The 23,860-nt window shown below is 63.8% G+C and carries 17 protein-coding genes and 1 tRNA gene; 6 read left to right on the top strand and 12 right to left on the bottom strand.

Features of this window, described 5'->3' with window-relative positions; translation table 11 throughout:
• The 3 genes from FJ471_RS21695 to FJ471_RS21705 form a co-directional block, all read right to left on the bottom strand.
• Nucleotides 1-1,166: DUF6538 domain-containing protein (locus tag FJ471_RS21695; RefSeq protein WP_140806792.1), on the bottom strand; the 1,166-nt coding region annotated here is incomplete at its 3' end.
• 130 nt (nt 1,167-1,296) lie between these two features.
• Nucleotides 1,297-1,373, bottom strand: a tRNA-His gene (locus FJ471_RS21700).
• A 342-nt stretch (nt 1,374-1,715) separates the two neighbouring features.
• Complete coding sequence (locus FJ471_RS21705) at nt 1,716-2,177, bottom strand: phasin (RefSeq protein WP_140806793.1); 462 nt, start codon at nt 2,175-2,177, stop codon at nt 1,716-1,718.
• Nucleotides 2,178-2,436: 259 nt separating this feature from the next.
• Between FJ471_RS21705 and FJ471_RS21710 the strand changes: the two genes are divergently transcribed.
• Nucleotides 2,437-6,489: a PAS domain S-box protein gene (locus FJ471_RS21710; protein WP_140806794.1), complete on the top strand. Its 4,053-nt coding sequence runs from the start codon at nt 2,437-2,439 to the stop codon at nt 6,487-6,489.
• Between the two features lie 239 nt (nt 6,490-6,728).
• Here the strand turns inward: FJ471_RS21710 and FJ471_RS21715 are convergent, their stop codons facing one another.
• Nucleotides 6,729-8,687: an acetoacetate--CoA ligase gene (locus FJ471_RS21715; RefSeq protein ID WP_140806795.1), complete on the bottom strand. Its 1,959-nt coding sequence runs from the start codon at nt 8,685-8,687 to the stop codon at nt 6,729-6,731.
• Nucleotides 8,688-8,953: 266 nt separating this feature from the next.
• On the opposite strand from FJ471_RS21715, the gene FJ471_RS21720 reads away from it, so the two are divergent.
• Complete coding sequence (locus FJ471_RS21720; protein WP_140806796.1) at nt 8,954-10,834, top strand: AsmA family protein; 1,881 nt, start codon at nt 8,954-8,956, stop codon at nt 10,832-10,834.
• A gap of 33 nt (nt 10,835-10,867) precedes the next feature.
• Here the strand turns inward: FJ471_RS21720 and FJ471_RS21725 are convergent, their stop codons facing one another.
• From FJ471_RS21725 to FJ471_RS21750, 6 genes are all read right to left on the bottom strand, one after another.
• On the bottom strand, nt 10,868-11,686 hold the full coding sequence (locus FJ471_RS21725) for an ABC transporter permease subunit (protein ID WP_140806797.1): 819 nt from the start codon (nt 11,684-11,686) through the stop codon (nt 10,868-10,870).
• Nucleotides 11,683-12,651, bottom strand: coding sequence for an ABC transporter permease subunit (locus tag FJ471_RS21730; protein ID WP_140806798.1), 969 nt, complete (start codon nt 12,649-12,651; stop codon nt 11,683-11,685). Before FJ471_RS21730 ends, FJ471_RS21725 begins: the two co-directional genes overlap by 4 nt.
• Nucleotides 12,652-12,660: 9 nt before the next feature.
• Nucleotides 12,661-13,800 (bottom strand): ABC transporter ATP-binding protein, encoded by a 1,140-nt coding sequence (locus FJ471_RS21735; protein ID WP_140806799.1) that lies wholly within the window; start codon nt 13,798-13,800, stop codon nt 12,661-12,663.
• 80 nt (nt 13,801-13,880) lie between these two features.
• Entirely contained in the window at nt 13,881-14,978 is a 1,098-nt protein-coding gene (locus FJ471_RS21740) for a polyamine ABC transporter substrate-binding protein (RefSeq protein WP_140806800.1), read from the bottom strand.
• A gap of 337 nt (nt 14,979-15,315) precedes the next feature.
• A complete protein-coding gene (locus FJ471_RS21745; RefSeq protein WP_140806801.1) occupies nt 15,316-16,281 on the bottom strand; it encodes a DMT family transporter in 966 nt (321 codons plus the stop codon).
• A 137-nt stretch (nt 16,282-16,418) separates the two neighbouring features.
• Nucleotides 16,419-17,861 (bottom strand): XRE family transcriptional regulator, encoded by a 1,443-nt coding sequence (locus FJ471_RS21750; protein ID WP_140806802.1) that lies wholly within the window; start codon nt 17,859-17,861, stop codon nt 16,419-16,421.
• A gap of 250 nt (nt 17,862-18,111) precedes the next feature.
• On the opposite strand from FJ471_RS21750, the gene aceA reads away from it, so the two are divergent.
• From aceA to FJ471_RS21765, 3 genes are all read left to right on the top strand, one after another.
• The gene (gene aceA, locus FJ471_RS21755) at nt 18,112-19,401 is read left to right on the top strand and encodes an isocitrate lyase (protein ID WP_140806803.1); all 1,290 of its coding nucleotides are present in this window, start codon (nt 18,112-18,114) and stop codon (nt 19,399-19,401) included.
• Nucleotides 19,402-19,455: 54 nt separating this feature from the next.
• Complete coding sequence (locus tag FJ471_RS21760; protein ID WP_027168360.1) at nt 19,456-19,698, top strand: hypothetical protein; 243 nt, start codon at nt 19,456-19,458, stop codon at nt 19,696-19,698.
• Between the two features lie 312 nt (nt 19,699-20,010).
• Nucleotides 20,011-20,373, top strand: a complete 363-nt coding sequence (locus FJ471_RS21765; protein ID WP_140806804.1) for a response regulator — start codon at nt 20,011-20,013, stop codon at nt 20,371-20,373.
• Between the two features lie 158 nt (nt 20,374-20,531).
• Here the strand turns inward: FJ471_RS21765 and FJ471_RS21770 are convergent, their stop codons facing one another.
• Nucleotides 20,532-21,335: a MerR family transcriptional regulator gene (locus tag FJ471_RS21770; RefSeq protein WP_140806805.1), complete on the bottom strand. Its 804-nt coding sequence runs from the start codon at nt 21,333-21,335 to the stop codon at nt 20,532-20,534.
• Between the two features lie 194 nt (nt 21,336-21,529).
• Nucleotides 21,530-22,243 (bottom strand): HAD family hydrolase, encoded by a 714-nt coding sequence (locus FJ471_RS21775; protein ID WP_140806816.1) that lies wholly within the window; start codon nt 22,241-22,243, stop codon nt 21,530-21,532.
• A 181-nt stretch (nt 22,244-22,424) separates the two neighbouring features.
• On the opposite strand from FJ471_RS21775, the gene FJ471_RS21780 reads away from it, so the two are divergent.
• The gene (locus tag FJ471_RS21780; RefSeq protein WP_140806806.1) at nt 22,425-23,858 is read left to right on the top strand and encodes a glutamine synthetase family protein; all 1,434 of its coding nucleotides are present in this window, start codon (nt 22,425-22,427) and stop codon (nt 23,856-23,858) included.
• Nucleotides 23,859-23,860 lie beyond the last annotated feature (2 nt).

The following is a 23,860-nucleotide window of genomic DNA, read 5'->3' on the forward strand; positions in this document are numbered from 1 at the left end:
GTGGGGAAGAGATTGTGCTTCTTGAAATGCTTGTTGACGGCGGCCGATAGCTGCGTCCCGCGGTCCTTGTATCGCGGAAATCCGTTCGGGTGCTTTTTGAACACCTCCAGGGCGACGCCGACGAGCGGCACCTTTCGCACCGAAGATGCGGTCTTGATCTCGCGTGGGTCCTCTGGATCCTCCCGTGGCTCCACCGAAATGTGCGGAACCTCATCATCGAGATGAATCACGCCTTTATGAAGATTTGCTAGTTCGCTCGGTCGACACCCTGTCTCGACGAACGCCAACGCAATCCCCCGAGCTTCGGCATTGAGCTTCGCCAATGCGCCAGGCGCGAGAATCTTGTCTCTGATCCAGTCGGTCGGGAACGGCGGTCGGCTTCGCTTCGATTTGTCACTGAAGGAGAGATCGGCGAACGGGTTCTTCTGCTCCGGAAAGCCCAAGTGGCGAAAATAATCGCTATAAAGCGTCCGAAGATTGCCCATATTGCGGTTGCCCGTCGACGCCGAGCGATCGCCAGGCCCCTCCTCCGGCGCGATGCGGTCGAGCCAGTACCTGTGAACCTTGAGTGCGTCATCACGTGTGATCGTGCTCATAGGTTTGTCTTCGACCAACTCAATGAACACATCGACGCTCATCTGCCGCTTGGCTTTCCAGCGCTTACGCTGGTCAGGGCTCTTGGTGCGCAGCTCGTCACGGACGATGTCGGAGAAATAAACCTTCAGAGCGTCGGATATCTTGTCTTCAGGTCGCTCGACCATGCCAGTGATGGCGTCCACGGCAGGCGACTTCGCTGGCTCGCCAATGGTACTCTCTACGCGCTGCAAGATGGTTTCCAGTGGCTCCGCAGTAAGAATCTCGGCGAGCGGCCGATAGACGAAGCCGAGAGACTCGGCGCGCTTGATCGCCAGCTTGTAGCGCATCCGAGCAGCCTGAGGATTTTCGCCAATCATTAGCGACGCCCAAAGCGCGTTGTCGGCCGCCTCATACATATCGCGGACGGTCCTCGCCCTTATTCTGTCCGATGTGTCGAGCGCCTTGCGAACGAATCTGCGGCGATCATCTAGGTGGCGAACCTCCTGGGGCACGCGCCGACGGTAGTGGAAATGGCCGCCCCTGAGGTGCAGGTAGCGATCAGGATCGTGCTCTTCGCGTCTTCGTCCCACAGTCTCTGCTGCCCCATTTGTATCACAATAGGTAGCACAATTTGTGACACAAAATCGCCACTTGGCGCAAGCCTCATCATCGAATATAGCAATTTCAAAAGGAAATTCAGCCACTTAAGGGAGAAGGCTGTGGTACCGTTGGCTGGGATCGAACCAGCGACCTCCGGATCCACAATCCGGCGCTCTAACCAGCTGAGCTACAACGGCACGCCTGCCTGAACTGGATCGAGGCGAAAGCTTCTTCCTCCGTGATCCGCTCTGTCGTTCGGCGATGCGTCAAATACGGGCTATCGGATTCTAATTCAAGGGCCTTGATGAGGGAAAGGACGGGTTTCCTCATCCGCCTTTCGTCAAGGCAAAAGAAAAGGCCGGCGGGAGGAGGTGCCGGCCTTTTCCTGTTACGAGCCAGCGGGAGGAGGTGCTGGCTGTCACCCCGGAAACGGAGGGAGGAGGTTCCATTTCCGGGTATCTGGTTGTTCAACCCTATCGCACGACTATTTGTCTGACGAAATGCGACGTTTTGATGCATCGCAGGGTTGTGCGCCGAAATTAGGCGACCTTGGCGTCCTTCATCGCCTTCTCGAAGGCGCTCTTGACCGGCTTGGAGACATCCTCGACCGCCTTGGTGGCAACGGTCTGGAACTCCTTGGCCTGCTCGACGGTCATTTCGACGCGCTTGCGCAGGAATGCGGTCTGCAGTTCGACGACTTCCGAAAGCGTCTTGGCGCCGACCAGGGCTTCGAGATACGAGAAGCTGGCCTCGGCATTGGCGCGCAGCGCCGCGATGGCCTTCAGCGAAACGTCGCTGGAAACGGTCTTGGCGGTCTCATAGGTCGACTCCAGAACCTTCTGGGTCTCCTCGGCGCCGGTCTTCAGCTTGGCGTAAGCTTCCTTCGACTGCTCGACGCCCTTCTCGGCGAAGGCGCGGATCTGGTCGGTGGCTTTGGATGCGTCGAAGCTCGGGAATTCAACGTTCTCGATGGTCTCAGCGGTCTTGGCGGTCTTGGACATTTTCCAACCTTTCGGGGCAGCGGCTTTGACAGAAAGCCGTCTCGTTCATGTATGATGGCAATATAAAGGATTTTTTGTGCATTGCAACATCTTTGTTGCACCGCACCATAAAAATCTTCCCATACGTCAGGCGCGAAGGCCGTTAACCAAGAGCCCAGAGATTTCGACCGTTGCAAGCCAGGCTTGTGGACCTTCGGGCCGCGGGCTTTTATTAACAAAGCGTTAACTGAAATGCCCGCTCCGGAGGGTTGGCCCGCGCATGCCGCCTGAAAACTACTCCTTCCTCGACGTCGCCGTGCTCGACGCGGTGCGCCAGCGCTTTGCCGCGGGCGATGCCTTGGCCATTTTGTCGATCGACCTCGAGCAGGTGATCTGGGCGAACGGTCCGGGGGCGTCGGTGTTCGGCTACCCGGATATCGAAGCCATCATCGGCGCCTCGGCGCGGCTGCCGCTGATCGCCCGGCGGCAGATCATGGCGACCAGCGGTTTTCCGGACATCGGCGGCGACCGCGCCATCACGGTAAGGCTGGCCACCGGCATGGTGAGCCGGGCCGTCGGCTTCCTGGCCAGCGCCGTGGCGATGCCAGATGGCGAGAAGGCAATCCTGCTCGCGGTACCGGCGGCGCAGACCAGCTCGCGCAGCCCCGGCGAAATCGCCGGCCGCGCCATCGGCGGTTTCACCGAGGCCGGGCATTTCATCGCCTTCGTCGACGCGCAAGGCGATGTCGAAGCGGCCTCGGATGGCTTTGCGGCGCTCGGCATCGAGCCGCGGACGCTGGCTGCCCTGGTTGCGGATGTGGCGAGCAGCGGCGACCGCATCGTCAAGCGCCTCGTGCCGGGCGCCGACAGCTCCTACCCGGCCGGTTTTGCGCGGCTCACCGACACGCGCCATCTGCTGGTGGTGATCGACGAGAACCAGCTTGAAGACTCGGATGGCAACAAGGACGATCAGCCGGCTGCGGATCAGGGAAATCAGACCAGCGGTCAACAGGTTGCGGCGCCTGAGGCCGTTGTCGCTACGCCGTCAGGTGAAAGCCCGACGGTCGAGCCCGAGCCCCAGTCCGCCCTGGACAAGCCGGTGCCGGCCGCGGCGGCCGGCGAAGAAGCCGAGCAAGCCCCAGAGGCTCCAGACGGCGATGCGCGGCCCGACGCCGACAGCCGGACGTTGGCCGAGCAGCGGCCCACCCAGGCCGACCACAAGGCCAATGCCGCCGGCTCCAGCCAGCAGGCAGCCGATGCCGGCGCCGGCCAGCACGACCATTGGTATTTCAATGCCGGCAACGAGGACGCCGGGCATGCTCAACCGGCAGCGCCGGCGAAGGACGCGCCGGAGGAGGCCGCCACGGCCGAAGGCCAGGGGCAGGATGTTGACAAAGCCGCCGCGCCAGCCCAGCCGACCGCGCCCCGCGACATCGACCGCTCCGCGCCGCCGCTTCGCTTCGTCTGGCGCACCGATGCCGAAGGCCGGTTCAGCGCGCTGTCGCCCGAATTCGCCGACATCGTCGGCCAGCCAGCCGCCGATGTGATCGGCCGCCGCTTCAGGGATGTCGCGGCCACTTTCGGCCTCGACGCATCGGGCGAGATCGCCGGCCTGCTCGACCGGCGCGATACCTGGTCCGGCCGCTCGGTGCTGTGGCCGGTGGCCGGAACCGGCCTGAAGATCCCCGTCGACCTGGCGGCGCTGCCCGTCTATGGCCGCAGCCGCGCCTTCGAGGGTTTTCGCGGTTTTGGCGTCGCGCGCAGCGCCGACGCCGTGGTCGATCCGGAGGCGCTTGGCATGGCTCTGGTGCCGAATGCCGCGCCAGCCGGCAGCGCACCGGCCGGGGCCGAACCGCCGGCGGGGCCGCAAGGCTCGGAACAGACCGAACAGTCGAAGCCTGAAGACCCCTTCCAGGGCGAAGTGCCGGCATTGACGATCGTGCCGAAGCCGGAGCGGCGCTTCGCCGACAAGGTGATAAGGCTGGCCGAACATCGCCAGCCGGCCAATGACAAGCAGCCGGGAGGCGACGCGCCGGCAAATCAGCGGGGCCTGTCGATCCTCGAGCGGAGCGCCTTCCGCGAGATCGGCGAGCGGCTGCGCAAGGACAGTGCCACACCTGCCGAGGAACGCTCCGTCGAAGCCGACAAGCAGCCCGAGGCGGCTGTTGCCGGCGAAGACAGGGCGACGGTGGAGGAACCGGCCACCGAAACGAGGGCCGACGCAAACCAGTCGCTTGCGCCTGACGCGGCGGAGCAAGATTCCGCGCAGGGAGCGAGCCCGGCACCCGAACCGAAGGCTTCGGAAGCCGAAGACGCGAAGGCCGAGGCGGAGACCGCGGAAGCGCAGACCGAGGCGGAGGATCAGGAAGACCTGGCGCGGCTCGACGGCATCGATGACGCCGCCGAGACTAGCGACGCCGGTCAGACCGAGACCCCGGCCGTTTCCGGCTCGCTGCTCAGCTATGCAGATGGCGAGAAATCCACCGAAGCAGCCGGCACCGAACCGGTCTCCGAGGACGAGCAGGCGCCGAGCGCCGAGCAGGCGGCCGAACCTGCCGCCGCGGAGCAGCAGCAGCCGGTGGAACAGCCTGCGGCGCAGCCGGTCGCGGCCGGGCAGCCTGACCTTAATGCGACGGCCGGCGACGACAGCATGACCGCGGATGATTTCCGCGATGCGCAGGACAATGAGGATTGGGCAGGCTCCGACGCGGACGCCGCGACGGCCGCCGAAGAACGGCCGCAAGAAGCGGCGGCGCCGGCGCGGCCGCGCCTCGACGTACCGCCGCTCAAACTGTCGGGTTTCGTGCCATCGGCTTTTTCGACCGGAGAAGAAGCCAAGGCGCCCGATACGTCGATCCTCGCCAGGCTGCCGGTGCCGCTGCTCATCCATTCGGGCGACGTGCTGCATTATGCCAACGAAGCCTTCCTCGAACTCACCGGCTACGATGCGCTGGACGACCTCGCCGATGCCGGGGGCCTGGGCGCGCTCTTCGCCGATCCTTACGCCGAGGACACCGCGGCGGACGAAGGCGACCACTCGCTGAAGCTCAAGACCCGCCAAGGCATGGAATTCCCGATCGATGCGCTGCTGCGCTCCGTGCCGTGGCGCGGCGGCAAGGCGCTGATGCTGGTGGTGCGGCGCTCCGGCGAGGACGATGCGGCGCATTTCACCGCCGCCAATGACGAACCGGCGCTGCAGCCGGACGTGCCGGAACTGAAGTCGCGCATCGCCGAGATGCGCACCATCATCGACACCGCCACGGACGGCGTCGTGCTGATCGGCCGCGACGGCGACATCCGCTCGATCAGCCGGCCGGCGGAGGCACTGTTCGGTTTCGACAGCGACGAGGTCGCAGGCAAGCCGTTTGCCTCGCTGTTTGCCATAGAAAGCCAGCGCGCGGCGCGCGACTATCTCGCCGGCCTTTCGGAGCCGGGCGTTGCGAGCGTCTTGAATGACGGTCGCGAAGTCATCGGCCGCGAGGCGCAGGGGCGTTTCATCCCGCTGTTCATGACCATCGGACGGCTGCCCAACGACAGCGGCTTCTGTGCCGTGGTGCGCGACATCACGCAATGGAAACGGGCCGAGGAAGACCTGACGCAGGCGCGCGCGGTGGCCGAGCGCGCCTCCTCGCAGAAGACGGACTTCCTGGCCCGCATCAGCCACGAGATCCGCACCCCGCTCAACGCCATCATCGGCTTTTCCGAGCTGATGGTGGACGAGAAATTCGGCCCGATCACCAATGACCGCTATCGCGACTACCTGCGCGACATCAACCGGTCCGGCAACCATGTGCTCGACCTCGTCAACGACCTGCTCGACATCTCCAAGATCGAGGCTGGCCAGCAGGAGATGGACTACGAGGCGGTGTCGCTCAACGACACGCTGGCCGAGACGGTGGCGATGATGCAGCCGCAGGCCAATCGCGAACGCGTCATCATCCGCTCCAGCTTCGCCTCGCGGCTGCCGGAAGTGGTGGCGGACCTGAGAAGCGTGCGCCAGATCGCCCTCAACATCCTGTCCAACGCCATCCGCTACACCCAGGCCGGCGGCCAGGTGATCGTCTCGACCGCCTACGAAGCCTCGGGCGATGTCGTGATGCGCGTGCGCGACACCGGCATCGGCATGACCCAGGCCGAGATCGAGCAGGCGCTGAAGCCGTTCAAGCAGATCAATGCGCTGAAGCGCGGCCGCGGCGACGGCACCGGCCTCGGCCTGCCCCTCACCAAGGCCATGGTGGAGGCGAACCGCGCCCGTTTCGCCATCACCTCGACGCCGGGCGAAGGAACCCTTGTCGAGGTTGGCTTCCCCTCGACCCGCGTGCTCGCGGAGTAACCTGCCGACGAGCCGCGCCAAAGAAAAAGGCGTCCTGGAGGACGCCTTGAGAAATGGGATGCTGTCACAACGGGGGCTTGAGCTGAACCTCAGGGGACGAGGAACGGGATTTCTCCCTCAAGTTACCCGCGACTATCGGGGTCGTCCCTTAACAAGTCCTTACCGGGCCGCAAAAAAGTTTACGAATGTGTACCACCCGTGAAATCTAGGTAAATTCGGCGGACATATTTTGTTAACCGTCAGCTTGCGAGCTGCGGCAGGTTCCTGAACAGCTCCAGCGCCTCGGGATTGGCGAGCGCTTCCTTGTTCTTCACAGTGCGGCCGTGGACCACGTCGCGTACCGCGAGCTCGGTGATCTTGCCGGACTTGGTGCGCGGGATGTCGGTGACGGCGACGATCCTGGTCGGCACGTGACGCGGGCTGGCGCCGGTGCGGATCCTGGCGCGGATGCGCTTTTCCAGATCCTCGTCCAGGGTAACGCCTGCGGCGAGCCGCACGAACAGCACCACACGGACATCATTGTCGAAATCCTGGCCGATGCAGAGCGCCTCGAGGATTTCCGGCATCTGCTCGACCTGATTGTAGATCTCGGCCGTGCCGATCCTCACTCCGCCTGGATTGAGCGTGGCGTCGGAGCGGCCATGGATGATCATGCCGCCATGCGCCGTCCATTCAGCGAAGTCGCCATGGCACCAGACATTGTCGAAGCGCTCGAAATAGGCCGCGTGATACTTCTTGCCTTCAGGATCGTTCCAGAAGCCGATCGGCATCGCCGGGAAGGCTTTCGTGCAGACGAGCTCGCCCTTCTCCTGCCGGATCGGCTTGCCGTCATCGTCCCAGACGTCGACGGCCAGACCAAGGCCGGCGCCCTGGATCTCGCCGGTCCAGACCGGCTCGGTCGGCACGCCGAGCACGAAGCAGGAGACGATGTCGGTGCCGCCCGAGATCGAGGCCAGATGCACGTCCTTCTTGATGCCGTCATAGACGAAGCGGAAATCCTCCGGCGACAGCGGCGAGCCGGTGGAGGAGACGGTGCGCACGCTCGACAGATCGTGGCTGACGATCGGCTTCAGGTCGGCCTTGCGAACCGAATCGATGAACTTGGCCGAGGTGCCGAAATAGGTCATCTTCTCGGCATCGGCGAAATCGAACAGGACATTGCCGTCGGGATAGAATGGCGAGCCGTCATAGAGCAGCAGCGTCGCGCCGGAGGCGAGGCCCGAGACCAGCCAGTTCCACATCATCCAGCCGCAGGTGGTGAAATAGAACAGCCGGTCGCCGTCGAGCAGGTCGGCATGCAGCCGGTGCTCCTTGACGTGCTGGATCAGCGTGCCGCCGGCCGAATGAACTATGCATTTCGGGATGCCGGTCGTGCCCGAGGAGAACAGGATGTAGAGCGGATGAGCGAAGGGCAGCCGCTCGAAGCTGACGGTCCTGGCGGCAAAGGGCGAGAGCGCCTCTTCGAGCGCGGCCGCCTTGTCGATTGTGGCGGCGACATCGCTCGAGGTGCCGAGATAGTCGATAATCAGCACCTTGCGCAACGTGGCTAGCTTCGTGGCTACAGCGCGGACCTTGTCGGCCACCTCGATCGCCTTGCCGTTGTACCAGTAGCCGTCCGGCGCGATGAAGACGACCGGCTCGATCTGGCCGAAACGATCGAGCACGCCCTGCTCGCCGAAATCGGGAGAGCATGACGACCAGACCGCGCCGATCGAGCTTGCCGCCAGCATCCCGGCAATGGTTTCGGGCATGTTCGGCATCATGGCGGCGATGCGGTCGCCGGCCTTGACGCCGAGCGACAGGAAGAGCTGCTGCAACCGCGAGGTCAGCGCATGGAGCTCATTCCAGGAGAGCCGCCGCTCGACCTTGTCCTCGCCACGGAAGACGAGGGCCGGGCCGCCGCCGGTCTTCTGCAAAAGGTTCTCGGCGAAATTCAGCCTGGCGTCGGGGAAGAAGCTGGCGCCGGGCATCTTCTCGCCGTCGACGAGGTGCCGCTCGCCCTTGTCGCCGACAAGCCCGCAGAAATCCCAGACCAGGCTCCAGAAGGCTTCGCGGTCGTCGATCGACCAGCGATGGAGTTCGGCATAGCCGGAGAAGGAAAGCGCGGCCTTGGCTTCCGCCGCCTTCATGAACGCGGTGATGGGCGCTGCGTCGATCCGCTCCTGCGTCGGGGTCCACAAAGGTGTGTCGGCGGCCATGATCGCTCCTCCCAAAGCGCGTCGCGTTCGAGCCAGTTAAGCTCATCGTCGCATCTGCCATCGTCCCAGAAACGGCGCGCGATTGCGGATCGGGATCGTGCAGACCGCTTATGCATATTGCGGCGCAGCAGAGCAAGATTTTGTTCGGACGAGCCACGGCTGTCGCTGCGCAAATGCCATCGCAAGGCCATAAAGACTTGAAAAGCGTCGGCGCTCGGTTACACCCGTCGGGCGATTTTATCGGCAATGAAAGCATACGGGGCGAAATGCCATCATCTCTGATCCGGCGCGGAGTGTGGGCGATCGGCGTTGCCGTGCTCGTCATCGCGCTCGCGGTCGCGGCGTTGCCGCTGATTGCCTCGACCCGCATCGTGCGCGACCGCATCGCCTGGGAATTGAGTGCCTGGAGCGGCTTCAGGGTCACGATCGACGGCTCGCCGCGCATCGAGGTGTGGCCGAAGTTCCGGGCCATCCTCAGCGACGTGACGCTGTCGCAGTGGACGGAGACCGACGCGCCGCCGGTGGTCGAGGCCGATCGCGTGGAAGTCGATCTCTCCGCCATGGCGGCCTTGCAGGGCAACGTCGCCTTCTCGACTGCAAGGCTGGTGCGCCCGACGATCAGGGTCCAGCGCATGGCGAACGGCTTCTACCTGCCGCCGCTTCCGACCGGCGGGCGCATCACGCGCTCCATCGATACCGCGCGCGGCTTGATTACCGCCAACCCGCAAAAACCCGATCTCGGCAAATTGCCTTCCGACCCGTTCGGCACCGTCGAATTTCGCGATGGCCGCGTGGTGACTTCGGTTGACGGCAAGGACGCCGAAATCCTGAGCAGCCTGAACGGCCAGGTCAACTGGGAAGCGATGAACAGCGATGCATCGCTGACCGCGACCGGAATCTGGCGCGGCGAAAGCGTGCAGCTCGATTTCTCCTCGGCGAAACCGCTGGTCCTGTTTGCCGGAGGGGCGGCCCCCGTCACCCTCTCCTTCAAGGCTGCGCCCGCGACATTCTCCTTCGACGGAACGGCCTCGATCTCGGACAATGCCTATCTGGACGGCCAGGCAAAGTTCGCCGCGCCGTCGCTGCGGCGCGTGCTGGAGTGGTCGCAGGCAGGCATCGCGCCAGGTGCTGCGATCGGCACCGTCTCTGTCAGCAGCAAGGTGAACGCCTCGGCGGGACGCGCGAAGTTCGAGAACACCACGGTCACGCTCAACAACAATCCGGGCATGGGAGCGCTGGATTTCTCCTTCGCCGAGGGGCGCCCGGTGATTGCCGGCACGCTCGCCTTCGATACGCTGGACCTGAGATCCTTCCTGTCGGCTTTCACGCCCGTCGCGCCCACCGGCGAGGCCGGCCCCGGCGATATCGACACCAGCTTCGCCGACCGCATCAACCTCGACCTCAGGCTGTCGGCGGCGCACGCCACCGCCGGACCGGTCCAGCTGGCCGACGTCGCGGCGACCGCGCAGGTCAAGAACGGTCTTGCCGTGTTCGACATATCCGACGCGTCAGCCTTTGGCGGCACCGTCCAGAGCAGCCTGCGTTTCGACCGCAAGCCGGAAGGCACGCAGGTCGAGATGCGGCTCCTGGCATCGGATGTGGACACGGGAGCCTTTGCCACGGCGGCGGGAATGACGCGGCTGGTGCCGGTCGGCACCGGGACGGTGTCGGTCATCCTCAAGGGGCCGGGCAAGGCGTGGAACTCGATCTTCGAGAATGCCGACGGATCGTTCTCTGCGACTTTCGGGCCGGGCACGCTCAACGGGCTCGACCTGCCGGCCTTCCTCAAGCGCAACCAGCAAGGCGGCTTCTTCGCGCTCGACGACGTCGCCAATGGTTCGCTGCCGATCGACGGCGCCGAGATCAAGGCAAGCATTTCGAAGGGGGTGGCGCGCCTGGACAAGGCCGAGATCAATTCGCAGAAATACAAGATCTGGCTGTCCGGCATCGCCTCCTATGTCGGACGCGGGCTGGCGCTTTCGGGCGGCGTGGTACCCAACGGACAGCCGGCGCAGCAGCCCCAGCAGGCCAATGGTCAGGCGGCCAGTCCGGCACCCGCGCCGCCGAGCCAATCGCTGTTCTTCGTCGGCGGCAACTGGAGCGCGCCGTTCATATCGCCGATCGCCCCCGGCGTTTCAGGCCAGTAAATCGGGGGCGCAACGCGTCCCCGTCCCTGGTTCTCAACCGCGCTGCGCGGCCTGCTCGTCGAGCTGGCGCTGCATCTCGCGGCGCTTGTTGGCGATCGAGGCGATGATGACGCCGACCGCCACCACCGCGATCAGGATCGTGCAGGCGGCGTTGATTTCCGGCGTCACGCCGAGGCGCACCTGGCTATAGATCTTCATCGGCAGCGTGGTGGCGCCGGGACCCGAAGTGAAGCTCGCGATGACCAGGTCGTCCAGCGAGAGCGTGAAAGCCAGCATCCAGCCGGAGATGATCGCCGGCAGGATGACCGGCAAGGTGATCTGGAAGAAGGTCTTCACCGGCGGCGCGCCGAGATCCATCGCCGCCTCCTCCAGCGAGCGGTCGAACGTGACCAGGCGCGACTGCACGACGACGGCGACGAAGCACATGGTGAAAGTGATGTGCGCGAGCGTCACGGTGAGGAAGCCGCGGTCGAGCCCGACGGCGACGAAAAGCAAGAGCAGCGACAGGCCGGTGATGACTTCCGGCATGACCAGCGGCGCGAAGACCATGCCCGAGAAGAGCACCCGCCCCCTGAAGCGCGTGTAGCGCGTCAGCGTGATGGCGGCGAGCGTGCCAAGCACGGTCGCAACCGTGGCCGAGATGACGCCGACGCGCGCCGTCACCCAGGTGGCATCCATCAGACCTTGGTTGTGGAACAGCGACACGTACCATTTGGTCGAGAAGCCGCCCCAGACGGTGACGAGCTTCGATTCATTGAAGGAAAAGACGATCAGAAGCACGATCGGCAGGTAGAGGAAGGCAAAGCCCAGCACGATCGAGGTGATGTTGAAGCGGCTCCAGGTCGCGTTCATTTGCCTTGCTCCTGTGCCTTCGCCTGCGCCTGCTGGAAGAACATGATCGGGATGGTCAGCACCAGGAGCAGGATGACGGCCACCGCCGACGAGACCGGCCAGTCACGGTTGGAGAAGAATTCGTTCCAGAGCGTCTTGCCGATCATCAGCGTCTGCGAGCCGCCGAGGAGATCGGGGATGACGAACTCGCCGACAGCCGGAATGAACACCAGCAGGCAGCCGGCGACGACGCCGGGCAGCGACAGCGGGAAGGTGATCTTCCAGAAGGCGCTGGTCTGCGGGCAGCCGAGGTCCTGCGCGGCCTCGACCAGCGAATAGTCCATCTTTTCCAGCGAGGAATAGAGCGGCAGCACCATGAAAGGCAGATAGGAATAGACGATGCCGATGAAGATCGCCGTGTAGGTGTTGAGGATAACCAGCGGCTGGCTGATCAGGCCCGTCGCGAGCAGGACCTGGTTGAGCAGCCCCTCGGGTTTGAGGATACCGATCCAGGCATAGACGCGGATCAGGAACGAGGTCCAGAACGGCAGGATCACCAGCATCAGCAGGGTCGGGCGGATCGCCGCCGGCGCGCGCGCCATGCCATAGGCGATCGGATAGCCGACGATCAGGGTGAGTATCGTCGAGATCCCCGCGATGATCAGGCTCGTCACATAGGCGTTGAAATAGAGCGCGTCCTGGGTGAGCCAGGTGTAGTTGTCGAAGTTGAGATCGCGGAAGCCTGCGAAGAATCCGGAAACGCCATCGCTGAAATCGAGCACTGGCGTGTAGGGCGGCATGGCGATCGCCGTCTGCGACAGCGAGATCTTGAAGACGATGATGAAGGGGACAAGGAAGAAGAACAGCAGCCAGAGATAGGGAATGATGATGACGAGGCGGTTGACGAAGCCCTTTGCCAGCCGCGTCAGCGGCGTGGCGGCGGTAGCGATCGTCGATGGAGCGGCGGCAGCTGCGATGTTTGTCATGTCCGCCTCCTACCTTGTCAGCACGACGCCGGCGTCGGGCCGGAAGGAAACCCAGGCGCGGTCGTTCCAGGTCAGTGGATCCTCGGTGACACGCGAGGCGTTCAGCGCGCTTGCCCGCACGATCTGACCGTCGTCGAGCTTGATATGATAGACGGTCATGTCGCCGAGATAGGCGACATCGTAGACCTCGCCTTCGAGCGCGTTGACCGCATCGACCGGCTTTTTGGAAGAAACCTTGATCTTCTCCGGCCGGATCGCGAAAATGATGTCGGAGCCGGCAGCGGCGTCGCTGCCATTGTCGACGACGATCTGCGCTCCGGTCGCGCCGGTGATGCGCGTGGCGCTTGCCGTGCGCTCGGCAACCTTGCCCTCGAACATGTTCACATTGCCGACAAAATGCGCCACGAAGCGCGAGGTCGGCGCCTCGTAGATCTCGGCAGGCGTCGCGACCTGCATCACCTCGCCCTTGTCCATGATGGCGATGCGGTCGGCCATGGTCATGGCCTCCTCCTGGTCATGCGTGACGACGACGAAAGTGAGGCCGAGTTCCTGCTGCAGGTCCATCAGTTCGAACTGCGTTTCCTCGCGCAGCTTCTTGTCGAGCGCGCCGAGCGGCTCGTCGAGGAGCAGAACCTTCGGGCGCTTGGCGACCGAGCGGGCAAGCGCCACGCGCTGGCGCTGGCCGCCCGAGAGCTGGTGCGGCTTGCGCTTGGCGAACTGCTCGAGCTTGACGAGCTTCAGCATCTCGGCGACGCGCTTGTCGATATCGGCCCCAGGCATGCCTTCCTGCTTCAGGCCGAAGGCGATGTTCTTTTCCACCGTCATATGCGGGAACAGCGCGTAGGACTGGAACATCATGTTGACCGGCCGCTTGTAGGGCGGGATGCCGCGCAGGTCCTGCCCGTCGAGAAGGATGCGGCCCGCCGACGGCTCCTCGAAGCCGGCGAGCATCCTGAGCAGGGTCGACTTGCCGCAGCCGGAAGCGCCGAGCAGGGCGAAGAACTCTCGCTCGAAGATGGTCAGCGACAGATTGTTGACGGCGGTGAAGTCGCCGAACTTCTTGGTGACCTTGTCGAACTGGATATACGGCTTGGCGTTCGGGTCGTTCCATGGCGCGAAATCCCTGCGGATGCTGCCAAGCGATTTCATGGTCCCCACTCCGTTACTTTTTTGAATTCCCCAAAAGAAAGCGACCCCGGCAGTTGGCTGCCGGGGTCGTGTCTCAATGCTTACTGGCCTGTGACGATCTTGGTCCAGGTGCGCGTGATGACACGCTGTGTCTTGGGATCGTATGGCGCAACGGTATAAAGCTTCTTCGTGGTCTCTTCATCCGGATAGACCGAAGGATCTTCCAGGATCGCCTTGTCGACGAACTGCTGCGAGGCCTTGTTGCCGTTGGCGTAGAGCACGTAGTTCGACGACTTGGCGATGACTTCGGGCGTCATCATGTAGTTGATGAACTCGAGCGCGTCGGCGACATGCGGCGCGTCCGCGGGGATCGCCATCTGGTCGAACCACATCTGGGCGCCTTCCTTCGGCACCGAATAACCGATCTCGACGCCCTGCTTGGCTTCCTCGGCGCGGTTGCGCGCCTGGAAGACGTCGCCCGACCAGCCGATGGCCAGGCAGATGTCGCCATTGGCCAAGGCGTTGATGTATTCGGACGAATGGAACTTGCGGATATAAGGCCGGACCTTCAGCAACGCTTCCTCGGCCTTGGAAATGTCATCGGGCGAGGTGCTGTTGGGATCGAGCCCGAGATATTTCAGCGCCGCCGGAATGACGTCGGCGGGAGAGTCCAGCACGTAGACGCCGCAATCCTTCAGCTTGGCCAGCTTGTCGGGATTGAAGAAGGTGTCCCAGCTGTCGATCTTGTCGGTGCCGAGCGCGGCCTGCACCTTCTTGATGTTATAGCCTAGACCGACCGTGCCCCACATGTAGTTGACAGAATATTCGTTGCCCGGATCGTATTTGGCGGTGCGCTCGGAAATGACGTCCCACATGTTGGAGATGTTGGGCAGCTTCGACTTGTCGAGCTTCTGGAACACGCCGGCCTGGATCTGGCGCGCCAGGAAATTGGCGCTCGGCACGACGACGTCATAGCCGCTGCCGCCGGCAAGCAGTTTCGTCTCCAGGATCTCGTTGGAATCGAAGGTGTCATAGACGACCTTGATGCCGGTCTTCTTGGTGAAGTCGTCGATGATCGAAGAGTCGATATAGTCCGACCAGTTGTAGACGTTGACGACGCGGTCTTCGGCATGGCCGGTTATTGTGAAAAGCGTCAGAAATGCCGACGTCGCCGAAAGCAAGAGCGCTTTGCGGATCATGGTGTTCTCCTTTGGTGAGTATTCCCTCGCCGGCTCGTCGCGATATGGCGGCGCGGCGTTGGTTTCAGACTATTGAGCTTTCCGGAGAGCGACAAGCGTGAACTGTCCACGCCAGGCTCGATCACGACATCAAGGTCGAAGGCATTCCAGCCTCCCCGGCGAGGCACCCGGGCCGCGTCAGCGGCATTCACCGCGGCGTAAGCATAGCGATCACGATGCTGTCCGGTCCCGAGCAGGCCGGCGGAGACACTTGGCAAGATACGCCTGTCTTGTTGTTGCCGTAATCGCAGCCTGCCCGTCCGGCAACTGGGTTGTCAATGGGGAACGCTGCCTATCGTCAATTGGGCGACGGCAGGCCGGTGACGCCGGGACGCGCCGGCCGTGTCTGGCGCTTGAACTCCAGGCCGATATGGACGAGCAGCGCCGTGACGACGACCGCGCCGCCGATGATGGTGCGCACCGACGGCACTTCGGAATGGACGAGCCAGACCCAGATCGGCCCAAGGATCGGCTCGAAGGTGCCGAGCAGCGCCGCGATCGCCGCCGGCACCAGCCGCGCGCCCATGGCAAAAAAGGCGAGGCCGACGCCGAGATTGATGACGCCGAAGGCGAAGAGGAAGCCCATGTCGCGCCCGGAGACCGCGAACTCCGATGCCTGGGAAGCGGCGAAAGCACTGGCGAGCAGCGCCGCAAGGCAATTGGCCGGCACCATGCGCACATGGGCGAAGCGCCGGGTGATCACGGTCGCGACGGAAAACATCACCGCGATCAGCAGCGCCAGTCCATCGCCGATCGGCGAGACGGCGCCGCCCAGGGATTCCGAGACCATGATGGCGACGCCGGTGATGACCGCGGCAATCGCGATCCAGGTCGCCGGACCGACCCTTTCGCGAAACAGGAGCCAGGCGAGCAGAGCCGCCAGGAGCGGCACGCCAGCCTGCATCAGGAGGATGTTGGCGACCGTCGTATAGGCAAGCGCCACCACGAAGCTGGTCGAGGCGGTGGCGAAGCAGAAGGCGACGCCAAGGCCTGGCAGGCCCATGTGCCGAAAGAGGTTCAGTGTACCGCGCCAACCATCGCGCCAAAGCATGAAGGCGATGAGAAAGGCCACGGCCCAGAGCGAGCGCCAGAACACCACGGTCCAGCTGTCGCCGATATGGATGAAGCGGGCGATGGTGCCGCCGAAACTCCACATAAGCGCCGAAAGGAAGACCAGGAGCATGCCGATCCGCTCCTCGCGCGGCGAGACGGCTGGCAAGGCGGTGGAGGACGGGGCGACGTGGGGCGAGGCGGTATCGGTCATGGCAGATGACTGTCAGCGGTTTGCGTTCGACACGATGCACCAGGGACGACGAGGAACTGCGTCTCAATCGCGTAGCGCAAAGGCGCAAAACCGGCGTGATCCAGCGCTCGGCGAGGCTTGGGACACATCCGCCGGTATCATCCCTGGAAATCGAAGGCGCTGAGGCCTGTCACCATCTCGTCGAGGCCGAGCGGGCGCGTCACCGGCGGCTCGGCGCGCGCAAGGCAGCCGGCGCGCCCGCAAAGCCGGCAGGCGGGGCCGACCGGCGTGGCGATGCCTTGCCCGGGCTTGCCGGTGGCTCCGGCCGGCAGCGCCACGCCATAGATGATCTCGTCGCGGAAGCCGACATCGCAACCGAGCAAGAGCGCGGTGCGACGCGGCCGTTCGGAGAAGGCGCCTTGCGGGCCTTCCAGCGTGCGGGCGATGCAAAGGAATTCGGCGCCATCAGGCATCTCCACCGCCTCGACCAGTATCTGGCCCGGCTGCGAGAAGGCCGCATGGACGGGAAGCTTTGGGCAGCCGCCGCCGAAACGGCTCTGCGGATAGCCCTGGCTGCCGGCCTTGCGGAAGCGGTTACCGGCATTGTCGACTTCCAGCATGAAGAACGGCACGCCCGATGCGCCCTGCCGCTGCAGCATGGTCAGGCGGTTGGCCGCCTGTTCGAAAGAGACGCCGAAACGGGAACGCAAGACGTCGATGTCGTAGCGGGCGCGGACGGCGGCGGCGTGGAAAGCCTGATAGGGCATCATCAGCGCGTGGGCGGCGTAGCGGCCGAGCTCGAAACGGGCAAGCCGGCGCGCCTCGTCGGTGGCGAGCTTCAGCGCCTGGACCTCGCCCGCGATGGCCACCGACATGCGCATCAGGCTCGCCTCCATGGCGACCTCGCGCAACTGGTCGAAAGGCGACAGCCGCTCGGACAGGAACAGGCGCTGCGAATGGCGGTCGTAACGGCGGCGCCAATTGGGCATGGTGGCGACCGGCAACACCTTGACGACGATGCCGTGCTCGCGCCTCAGCCAGGCCTTCAGCGCGCCGGACAGATCGTCGCCGGGCTCGAGGGCCGATGTGAAAGCCTCCGCCTCTTCCTCCAGCGAAGCGAAGTGGTTCGGCCGGCGCTCGAACACTTCGTGGACTTCATCGGCAGGCAAGCGCGTGCCGGACAGCGCGGTCGCCCTGCCCTCCTTGGCCAATAACTGGTTGAGGTCGGACAGGCGCTCGGCCTGCTCGCGGTAGGCACGAAAGAGCTTCACCATCGCCGCCGAGGCATTCGGCGCCGTCTCGGCGAGGTCGATCAATTCCTGGTCGCCGGGCAGTTCGCCGGCAAGAAGCGGATCGCTGAACGCTTCGCGCAGGGCAGCGATCGAGCCTTTTGTCTCTCCCTGCAGTTCGTGCGGATCGACCTTATAGACGGAGGCAAGCTTGAGAATGAGCTGCACCGTCAACGGTCGCTGGTTGCGCTCGATCAGGTTGAGGTAGGAAGGCGAGATGCCCAGCCCCTCGGCCATCGCCGTCTGGGTCAGGCTCCTGGCGGTGCGCAGCCGCCGCAGCCGCGGCCCGGCAAAAATCTTCTGGTCGGCCATCCCTGCCATCCTTGACAAGAATTTACATGAACATCGAGTCCGGCGGTCGCTTCGCTGTTTTACAATTATGACAAATTTACAGGCGCAGCCTGTCAATGGCAACACAGCTTTTCCTTTATTTTCGATGCCAAAAGGCGGTTTTCCTAGATGACTTTCGCACCGCAATGTAAATGATGTCATACACAAGCGCTGCAGATTAGGCCTTTGTGGCGCATCGCCGAAGCAGTTCCCAAACGATCCGGAGTGACCAATGACCGATTTTTACAACCTCGTCCCCTCCGCGCCGGAAGGGCGTTTCGACGGCATCGAGCGTCCCTATTCGCCAGAGGATGTGAAGCGGTTGCGCGGTTCCGTGCAGGTTCGCCAGACGCTGGCCGAGATGGGTGCGAACCGGCTGTGGAAACTCATTCACGAGGAGGATTTCGTCAATGCGCTGGGCGCCATGTCGGGCAACCAGGCCATGCAGCAGGTTCGAGCCGGGCTGAAGGCGATCTATCTCTCGGGCTGGCAGGTGGCCGCCGACGCCAACACCGCGTCGGCGATGTATCCGGACCAGTCGCTTTACCCGGCCAATGCGGCGCCGGAACTCGTCAAGCGTATCAATCGCACCTTGCAGCGCGCCGACCAGATCGAGACATCCGAAGGCAACGGGCTGTCGGTCGAGACCTGGTTCGCGCCGATCGTGGCCGACGCGGAAGCCGGCTTCGGCGGCCCGCTCAACGCCTTCGAGATCATGAAGGCCTTCATCGAGGCGGGTGCCGCCGGCGTCCATTATGAGGACCAGCTGGCGTCGGAAAAGAAGTGCGGCCATCTCGGCGGCAAGGTACTGATCCCGACGGCGGCGCATATCCGCAACCTCAACGCGGCGCGCCTTGCGGCCGACGTCATGGGCACGCCGACGCTGGTCGTGGCGCGCACGGACGCCGAGGCGGCGAAGCTGCTCACCTCCGATATCGACGAGCGCGACCGGGCTTTTGTCGATTACGATGCAGGCCGCACGATCGAGGGCTTCTACAATGTGCGGAACGGCATCGAGCCCTGCATCGCGCGCGCCGTGGCCTATGCGCCGCATGCCGACCTGATCTGGTGCGAGACCTCCAAGCCGGATCTGGCGCAGGCCAGGAAATTCGCCGAGGGCGTGCACAAGCACCATCCTGGCAAGCTGCTCGCCTACAATTGCTCGCCGTCCTTCAACTGGAAGAAGAACCTTGACGACGCGACGATCGCGAAGTTCCAGAAGGAGCTTGGCGCGATGGGCTACAAGTTCCAGTTCATCACGCTCGCCGGCTTCCACCAGTTGAACTTCGGCATGTTCGAGCTGGCGCGCGGCTACAAGGATCGCCAGATGGCCGCCTATTCGGAACTGCAGGAGGCCGAGTTCGCGGCCGAGGCCCGCGGCTATACCGCGACCAAGCACCAGCGCGAGGTCGGCACCGGCTATTTCGACGCCGTGTCGATGGCGATCACCGGCGGCCAGTCCTCGACCACCGCCATGCATGAATCGACCGAGCACGCCCAGTTCAGGCCGGCGGCCGAGTAACCGATAACAACCAGAGGAAACGCCCGCAGGGCATTTGCACCGAGGAGAAGACCAATGGCATCGATAAGCCGCGTCAAGGAAAGGGCAGAAGAACAATCGAGCGCGATGAGCGTCGACCAGCAGGCGACGATCCGCATGCTCGCCAACGATCTGCACAGGCTCAACCAGTCGGTCATGAAGGCAGTCGAGGCCGGCGTCTCCGTGGAGTTGGTGCGTTCGGCCAGGCACCATGGCGGCGACGGCAACTGGGGAGACCTTTTGATCCCGGTGATCGTTACCCAGCAGAGTCATACTTGACGTAACGTCAACAGTCTCGGCGATAGTCTCCCGCGCGCTATACGTTCGGGAGACTATCGCATTTTTTCGATTTGCCTTCGTCGCCAAGAGGTACGACTTGCGCTGAGGTCCAGAATTTCTTGCTATATTTTCGACCTCGACCGTTTCAGCTTGACACCGGCCGTGATCTCACCCAATTGTGCCTCAGGTTTCAACCCTGCATTGAACCAGAGTGCCTGCCCGCCGATGTGCCCCCCCGACCGTGACGACCACTCCGAAAAACGCCCGAAACCGGCAGCCCGGACTGGCGCGGTCGCGGCGGACTTTTCCAAGGTGCTCGTCGTCGGAAAATCGTCGATCAATCGGGTCGTGGTGTCGAAAATCGTCGAGAAATCGGGACTGAAGCCGATCTCGGAATCGCCCGAAACCGCCGAGAAGACGCTGACCGGCCAGTTGCCCGGCGCCGTCATCCTGGACGGCGGCCCGGACAACAAGGATTGCGACCGGCTGATGTCGGCCATCGACGCGTTGCGGCGCGCCTCCGGCAAGCCGCTGCCCGCGGTGATCCTGCTTTCAACCAGGAATGGCACGCCGGAAGGCCTCGGCCTGTCGAGCCTGGTCGATGCGGTGGTCGCCAAGCCGATAACGCCCGAGAAGCTGCAACCGGTGGTCGATCGACTGGTCGGGCGCGGCTAGAGCAATTCCAGGAAAAGTGTAAGCGGTTTTCCATCCGGAATTGCGTTGAAACAAGGGGACAGAACGGTTCGCCGTTTCCGCGAAACGCCTAGGCGTTTCGCGACAGGCTGGGCCGGCGCGTCGAGGCGACATTCGGGAACTGTTCTCGTGAGGCTGGGTCAGTCCAGCTCGCCACGTTCCCTCATTCCGTGCGCGACCTGGCGGAAAAATTCGAGGACCTCAGGGTCGAACCAGAGGGCCTCGGACCTGGCCTGCGCCTCGGCAAGCGTTTTGGTATACGCGTCGCGTATAAGCTCTTGCTCAGCCTGGGGGCTCGAACGCCTGATGCCAGCGGTACGGGATCGCACGCGCCGAACGAACTCTTTGGCGGCTTCGGAATTGACGTCGCCCGCCTCCTTCAGTCGGCTGGCTTCCTCCATGAGGGCCCTCAGCGCAGCCTTGTGGGCGTCTCCGTCATATTCCTTCCTTATCTCGTCAAAGGTGCGGCTTGCCTGCCCAGTCGGATCCTGTTCCGCGATCAGAGCTTCGAACCTTGCGAGGAATTTCTTTTTATCGGTGGGTTGCTGCACGAGAGTCTCCTTGGTGAGAATTGCCAACTCGTCCAGAGAAAGATCCCGTCCCTCATCGATCTGACACAGCGCCACATCTATGAGGGCGATCGCGCGCCTGATCTTGTCTTGTTGGGACTCCAGCGTTTCGTGTTGCAGCCGCAGAATATCCCGAAGCCGGGAATGATCCCCGACAAGCTTCTTGATCGATTTGAGGGGCAAGCCGAGATCGCGAAGCACGATGATCTGGTGCAAGCGGCCGATTTGAGCTGGGCCGTATAGGCGCCATCTCGATTCGGCGCGGTGAGGGATAACGAGGCCCTCCCGCTCATAGACCCTGAGCGCCTTGGTGGTGACGCCGACCCGCCGAGCTGTCTCGCCCGGGCCGAACCATTGCTCCTTTTCGCCGCTCATAGCCGACCTTCCGTTCCGGACCCTCGCTTCTGTAAGGGCGGCCCCAGGGTCCGATGCAAGAGCTTCGTCGGTCGGTTCGTTCGCGCCGCCCGCTTACCCGAACCGACGTCCAGAGCGTCGGCTCGCGCGACGCCGCGGAGGTATGCCGCCAGCGGGCTTTTGCGCAGGCTGGGGAACACAACCTCCGGCCGTCGTCAACCTGCCATGGCGATGCTCTCGATCAGCGCGGGCAGTTCGCTCAGGTCGGCGATCTGGCGGAACCGCGGCGCCGCGACCGGCGCCTCGGCATGCTCGGCCGCCCAGGTCAATTCATGCGGGACATAGATACCCCAGCCGCCGGCATCGATGGCCGGAACCACGTCCGACTTGAGCGAGTTGCCGACCATCATGCTCTTTTGCGGTCCCTCGCCATGGCGGCTGAAGATCCGGGCATAGGTGGCAGCGCTCTTGTCGCTGACGATCTCGACGGCGTCGAAAAGCTCGCCCAGTCCCGATTGCGCAAGCTTGCGCTCCTGGTCCATCAGGTCACCCTTGGTGATCAGCACCAGGCGATAGCTGCCGGCGAGCTTCTCGACCGTTTCACGCGCATGCGGCAGCGGCTCGATCGGGTGGCTAAGCATGTCGCGGCCGGCAGCCAGGATTTCCGCAATGGTCGAGGCCGGAACACGGCCTTCGGTAACCTCGATCGCCGTCTCGATCATCGACAGCGTGAAGCTCTTGATGCCGAAACCGTAGAGGCCGAGATTGCGTTTGGCGGCTGCAAGCAGGTTCGCCGAAATCTTGCTCGCATCGCCATGCTCGGCAAGCATGGCTAGGAAGCGCTGCTCGGTCATGCGGAAGAACTGCTCGTTCTGCCATAGCGTGTCGTCGGCATCGAAACCGATCGTCGTCAACCGGGAAGCGGCCATCAGCGCACTCACTCTTTCCTGACAGGCACATCTAGACGTCGCAGCGCCGCCAGCAAGCAGAAAATGGCGGCGGCCGAATGACTTTCCCCGGGCAGCCGGCTTGGCATGCCCGGCGCCTCCCCTTCCCTTCCCCCATGGCGCCCGGCTATAGTTCGAAATCCGCAACACAATCTGGTGAATGATGCCGCCTGAAAAAAAGGAAGTCCGTCCGTCAAGCCGGGGGGGACGCGCCCGCACGCCTGCCTTCCTGAAAAACCAGCGTGGTGTGAAGAACTGGAAGGAGGCCAGTGCCTGGCTCGAATGGCGCGGCATCGAGGACATCGAATGCATCACGCCCGACCAGGCGGGCGTCGCCCGCGGCAAGATGATGCCGTCGAAGAAATTCACATCCAACACATCGCTGGCGCTGCCCTCGGCCGTGTTCATGACGACGATCTCCGGCGGCTATCCCGAGGACGGCAACGGCTTCCACTATCCCGAGGATGACGGCGACCTGAAGCTTCTGCCCGATCTCTCGACGCTGACCGTCGTGCCCTGGGAAGAAGACCCGACGGCCGCGGTGATCTGCGATCTCGTGCACCAGGACGGCCGCTCGGTCGAGTTCACGCCGCGCAATGTGCTCAAGCGCGTGCTTGCTGCCTATGACGAGCGCGGCCTGAAGCCGGTGGTGGCGCCCGAGATCGAATTTTATCTGGTGCGCAAGAACCCCGACCCGGACTATCCGCTGACGCCGCCCGTCGGGCGTTCGGGCCGGCCGATCGGCGGCGGCGCCGGCTATTCGATCGCGGGCGTCAACGAATTCGACGAGCTGATCGACGACATCTACCATTTCTCGGAACGGCAGGGCCTGGAGATCGACACGCTGATCCATGAGGAGGGCGCCGGCCAGCTCGAGATCAATCTGCGCCACGGCAACCCGATTGAGCTCGCCGACCAGGTCTTCATGTTCAAGCGCACCATCCGCGAGGCAGCGCTGAAGCACGAGATCTACGCCACCTTCATGGCCAAGCCGATCCAGGGCCAGCCGGGCTCGGCCATGCATATCCACCAGTCGGTCGTTGACAAGAAGACCGGCAGGAACATCTTCTCGGCCGAGGACGGCTCGGAAACAGATGCGTTCTTCCACTTCATCGGCGGCATGCAGAGGCATGTGCCGAATGCGCTGGTGATGTTCGCGCCCTACGTCAACTCCTACCGCCGGCTGACGCAGCAGGCCTCGGCTCCGGTCAACAACAAGTGGGGCTATGACAACCGCACCACGGCCTTCCGCGTGCCGCGCTCGGATCCGGCGGCGCGGCGCGTCGAAAACCGCATCCCGTCCTCCGACGCCAACCCCTATCTGGCGCTTGCCGCGTCGCTTGCCTGCGGGCTGATCGGCATGAACAACAAGATCAAGGCGGAACCGCCGGTCCTGACGACCGCCAACGCGGATGAAATCGACCTGCCGCGCGGCCTTCTGGAGGCCGTAGGCCTGTTCGAGGACGACACGGAGCTCGGCGCCATCCTCGGCAAATCCTTCGCCGCCACCTACACGGCGATCAAGCGCGCCGAGTTCGAGACCTTCATGGAAGTGATCAGCCCGTGGGAGCGGGAGTACCTCTTGTTGAACGTATAGGG

This window comes from Mesorhizobium sp. B2-7-1 (assembly GCF_006440735.1).
In the GTDB taxonomy this organism is placed as follows: Bacteria; Pseudomonadota; Alphaproteobacteria; order Rhizobiales; family Rhizobiaceae; genus Mesorhizobium.

Excerpts from the sequence above, each read along its gene's own strand:
- FJ471_RS21705 (WP_140806793.1), bottom strand. The coding sequence starts at position 2,177 with ATGTCCAAGACCGCCAAGACCGCTGAGACCATCGAGAACGTTGAATTC.
- FJ471_RS21710 (WP_140806794.1), top strand. The coding sequence starts at position 2,437 with ATGCCGCCTGAAAACTACTCCTTCCTCGACGTCGCCGTGCTCGACGCG.
- FJ471_RS21715 (WP_140806795.1), bottom strand. The coding sequence starts at position 8,687 with ATGGCCGCCGACACACCTTTGTGGACCCCGACGCAGGAGCGGATCGAC.
- FJ471_RS21720 (WP_140806796.1), top strand. The coding sequence starts at position 8,954 with ATGCCATCATCTCTGATCCGGCGCGGAGTGTGGGCGATCGGCGTTGCC.
- FJ471_RS21725 (WP_140806797.1), bottom strand. The coding sequence starts at position 11,686 with ATGAACGCGACCTGGAGCCGCTTCAACATCACCTCGATCGTGCTGGGC.
- FJ471_RS21730 (WP_140806798.1), bottom strand. The coding sequence starts at position 12,651 with ATGACAAACATCGCAGCTGCCGCCGCTCCATCGACGATCGCTACCGCC.
- FJ471_RS21735 (WP_140806799.1), bottom strand. The coding sequence starts at position 13,800 with ATGAAATCGCTTGGCAGCATCCGCAGGGATTTCGCGCCATGGAACGAC.
- FJ471_RS21740 (WP_140806800.1), bottom strand. The coding sequence starts at position 14,978 with ATGATCCGCAAAGCGCTCTTGCTTTCGGCGACGTCGGCATTTCTGACG.
- FJ471_RS21745 (WP_140806801.1), bottom strand. The coding sequence starts at position 16,281 with ATGACCGATACCGCCTCGCCCCACGTCGCCCCGTCCTCCACCGCCTTG.
- FJ471_RS21750 (WP_140806802.1), bottom strand. The coding sequence starts at position 17,861 with ATGGCCGACCAGAAGATTTTTGCCGGGCCGCGGCTGCGGCGGCTGCGC.
- aceA (WP_140806803.1), top strand. The coding sequence starts at position 18,112 with ATGACCGATTTTTACAACCTCGTCCCCTCCGCGCCGGAAGGGCGTTTC.
- FJ471_RS21760 (WP_027168360.1), top strand. The coding sequence starts at position 19,456 with ATGGCATCGATAAGCCGCGTCAAGGAAAGGGCAGAAGAACAATCGAGC.
- FJ471_RS21770 (WP_140806805.1), bottom strand. The coding sequence starts at position 21,335 with ATGAGCGGCGAAAAGGAGCAATGGTTCGGCCCGGGCGAGACAGCTCGG.
- FJ471_RS21775 (WP_140806816.1), bottom strand. The coding sequence starts at position 22,243 with ATGGCCGCTTCCCGGTTGACGACGATCGGTTTCGATGCCGACGACACG.
- FJ471_RS21780 (WP_140806806.1), top strand. The coding sequence starts at position 22,425 with ATGCCGCCTGAAAAAAAGGAAGTCCGTCCGTCAAGCCGGGGGGGACGC.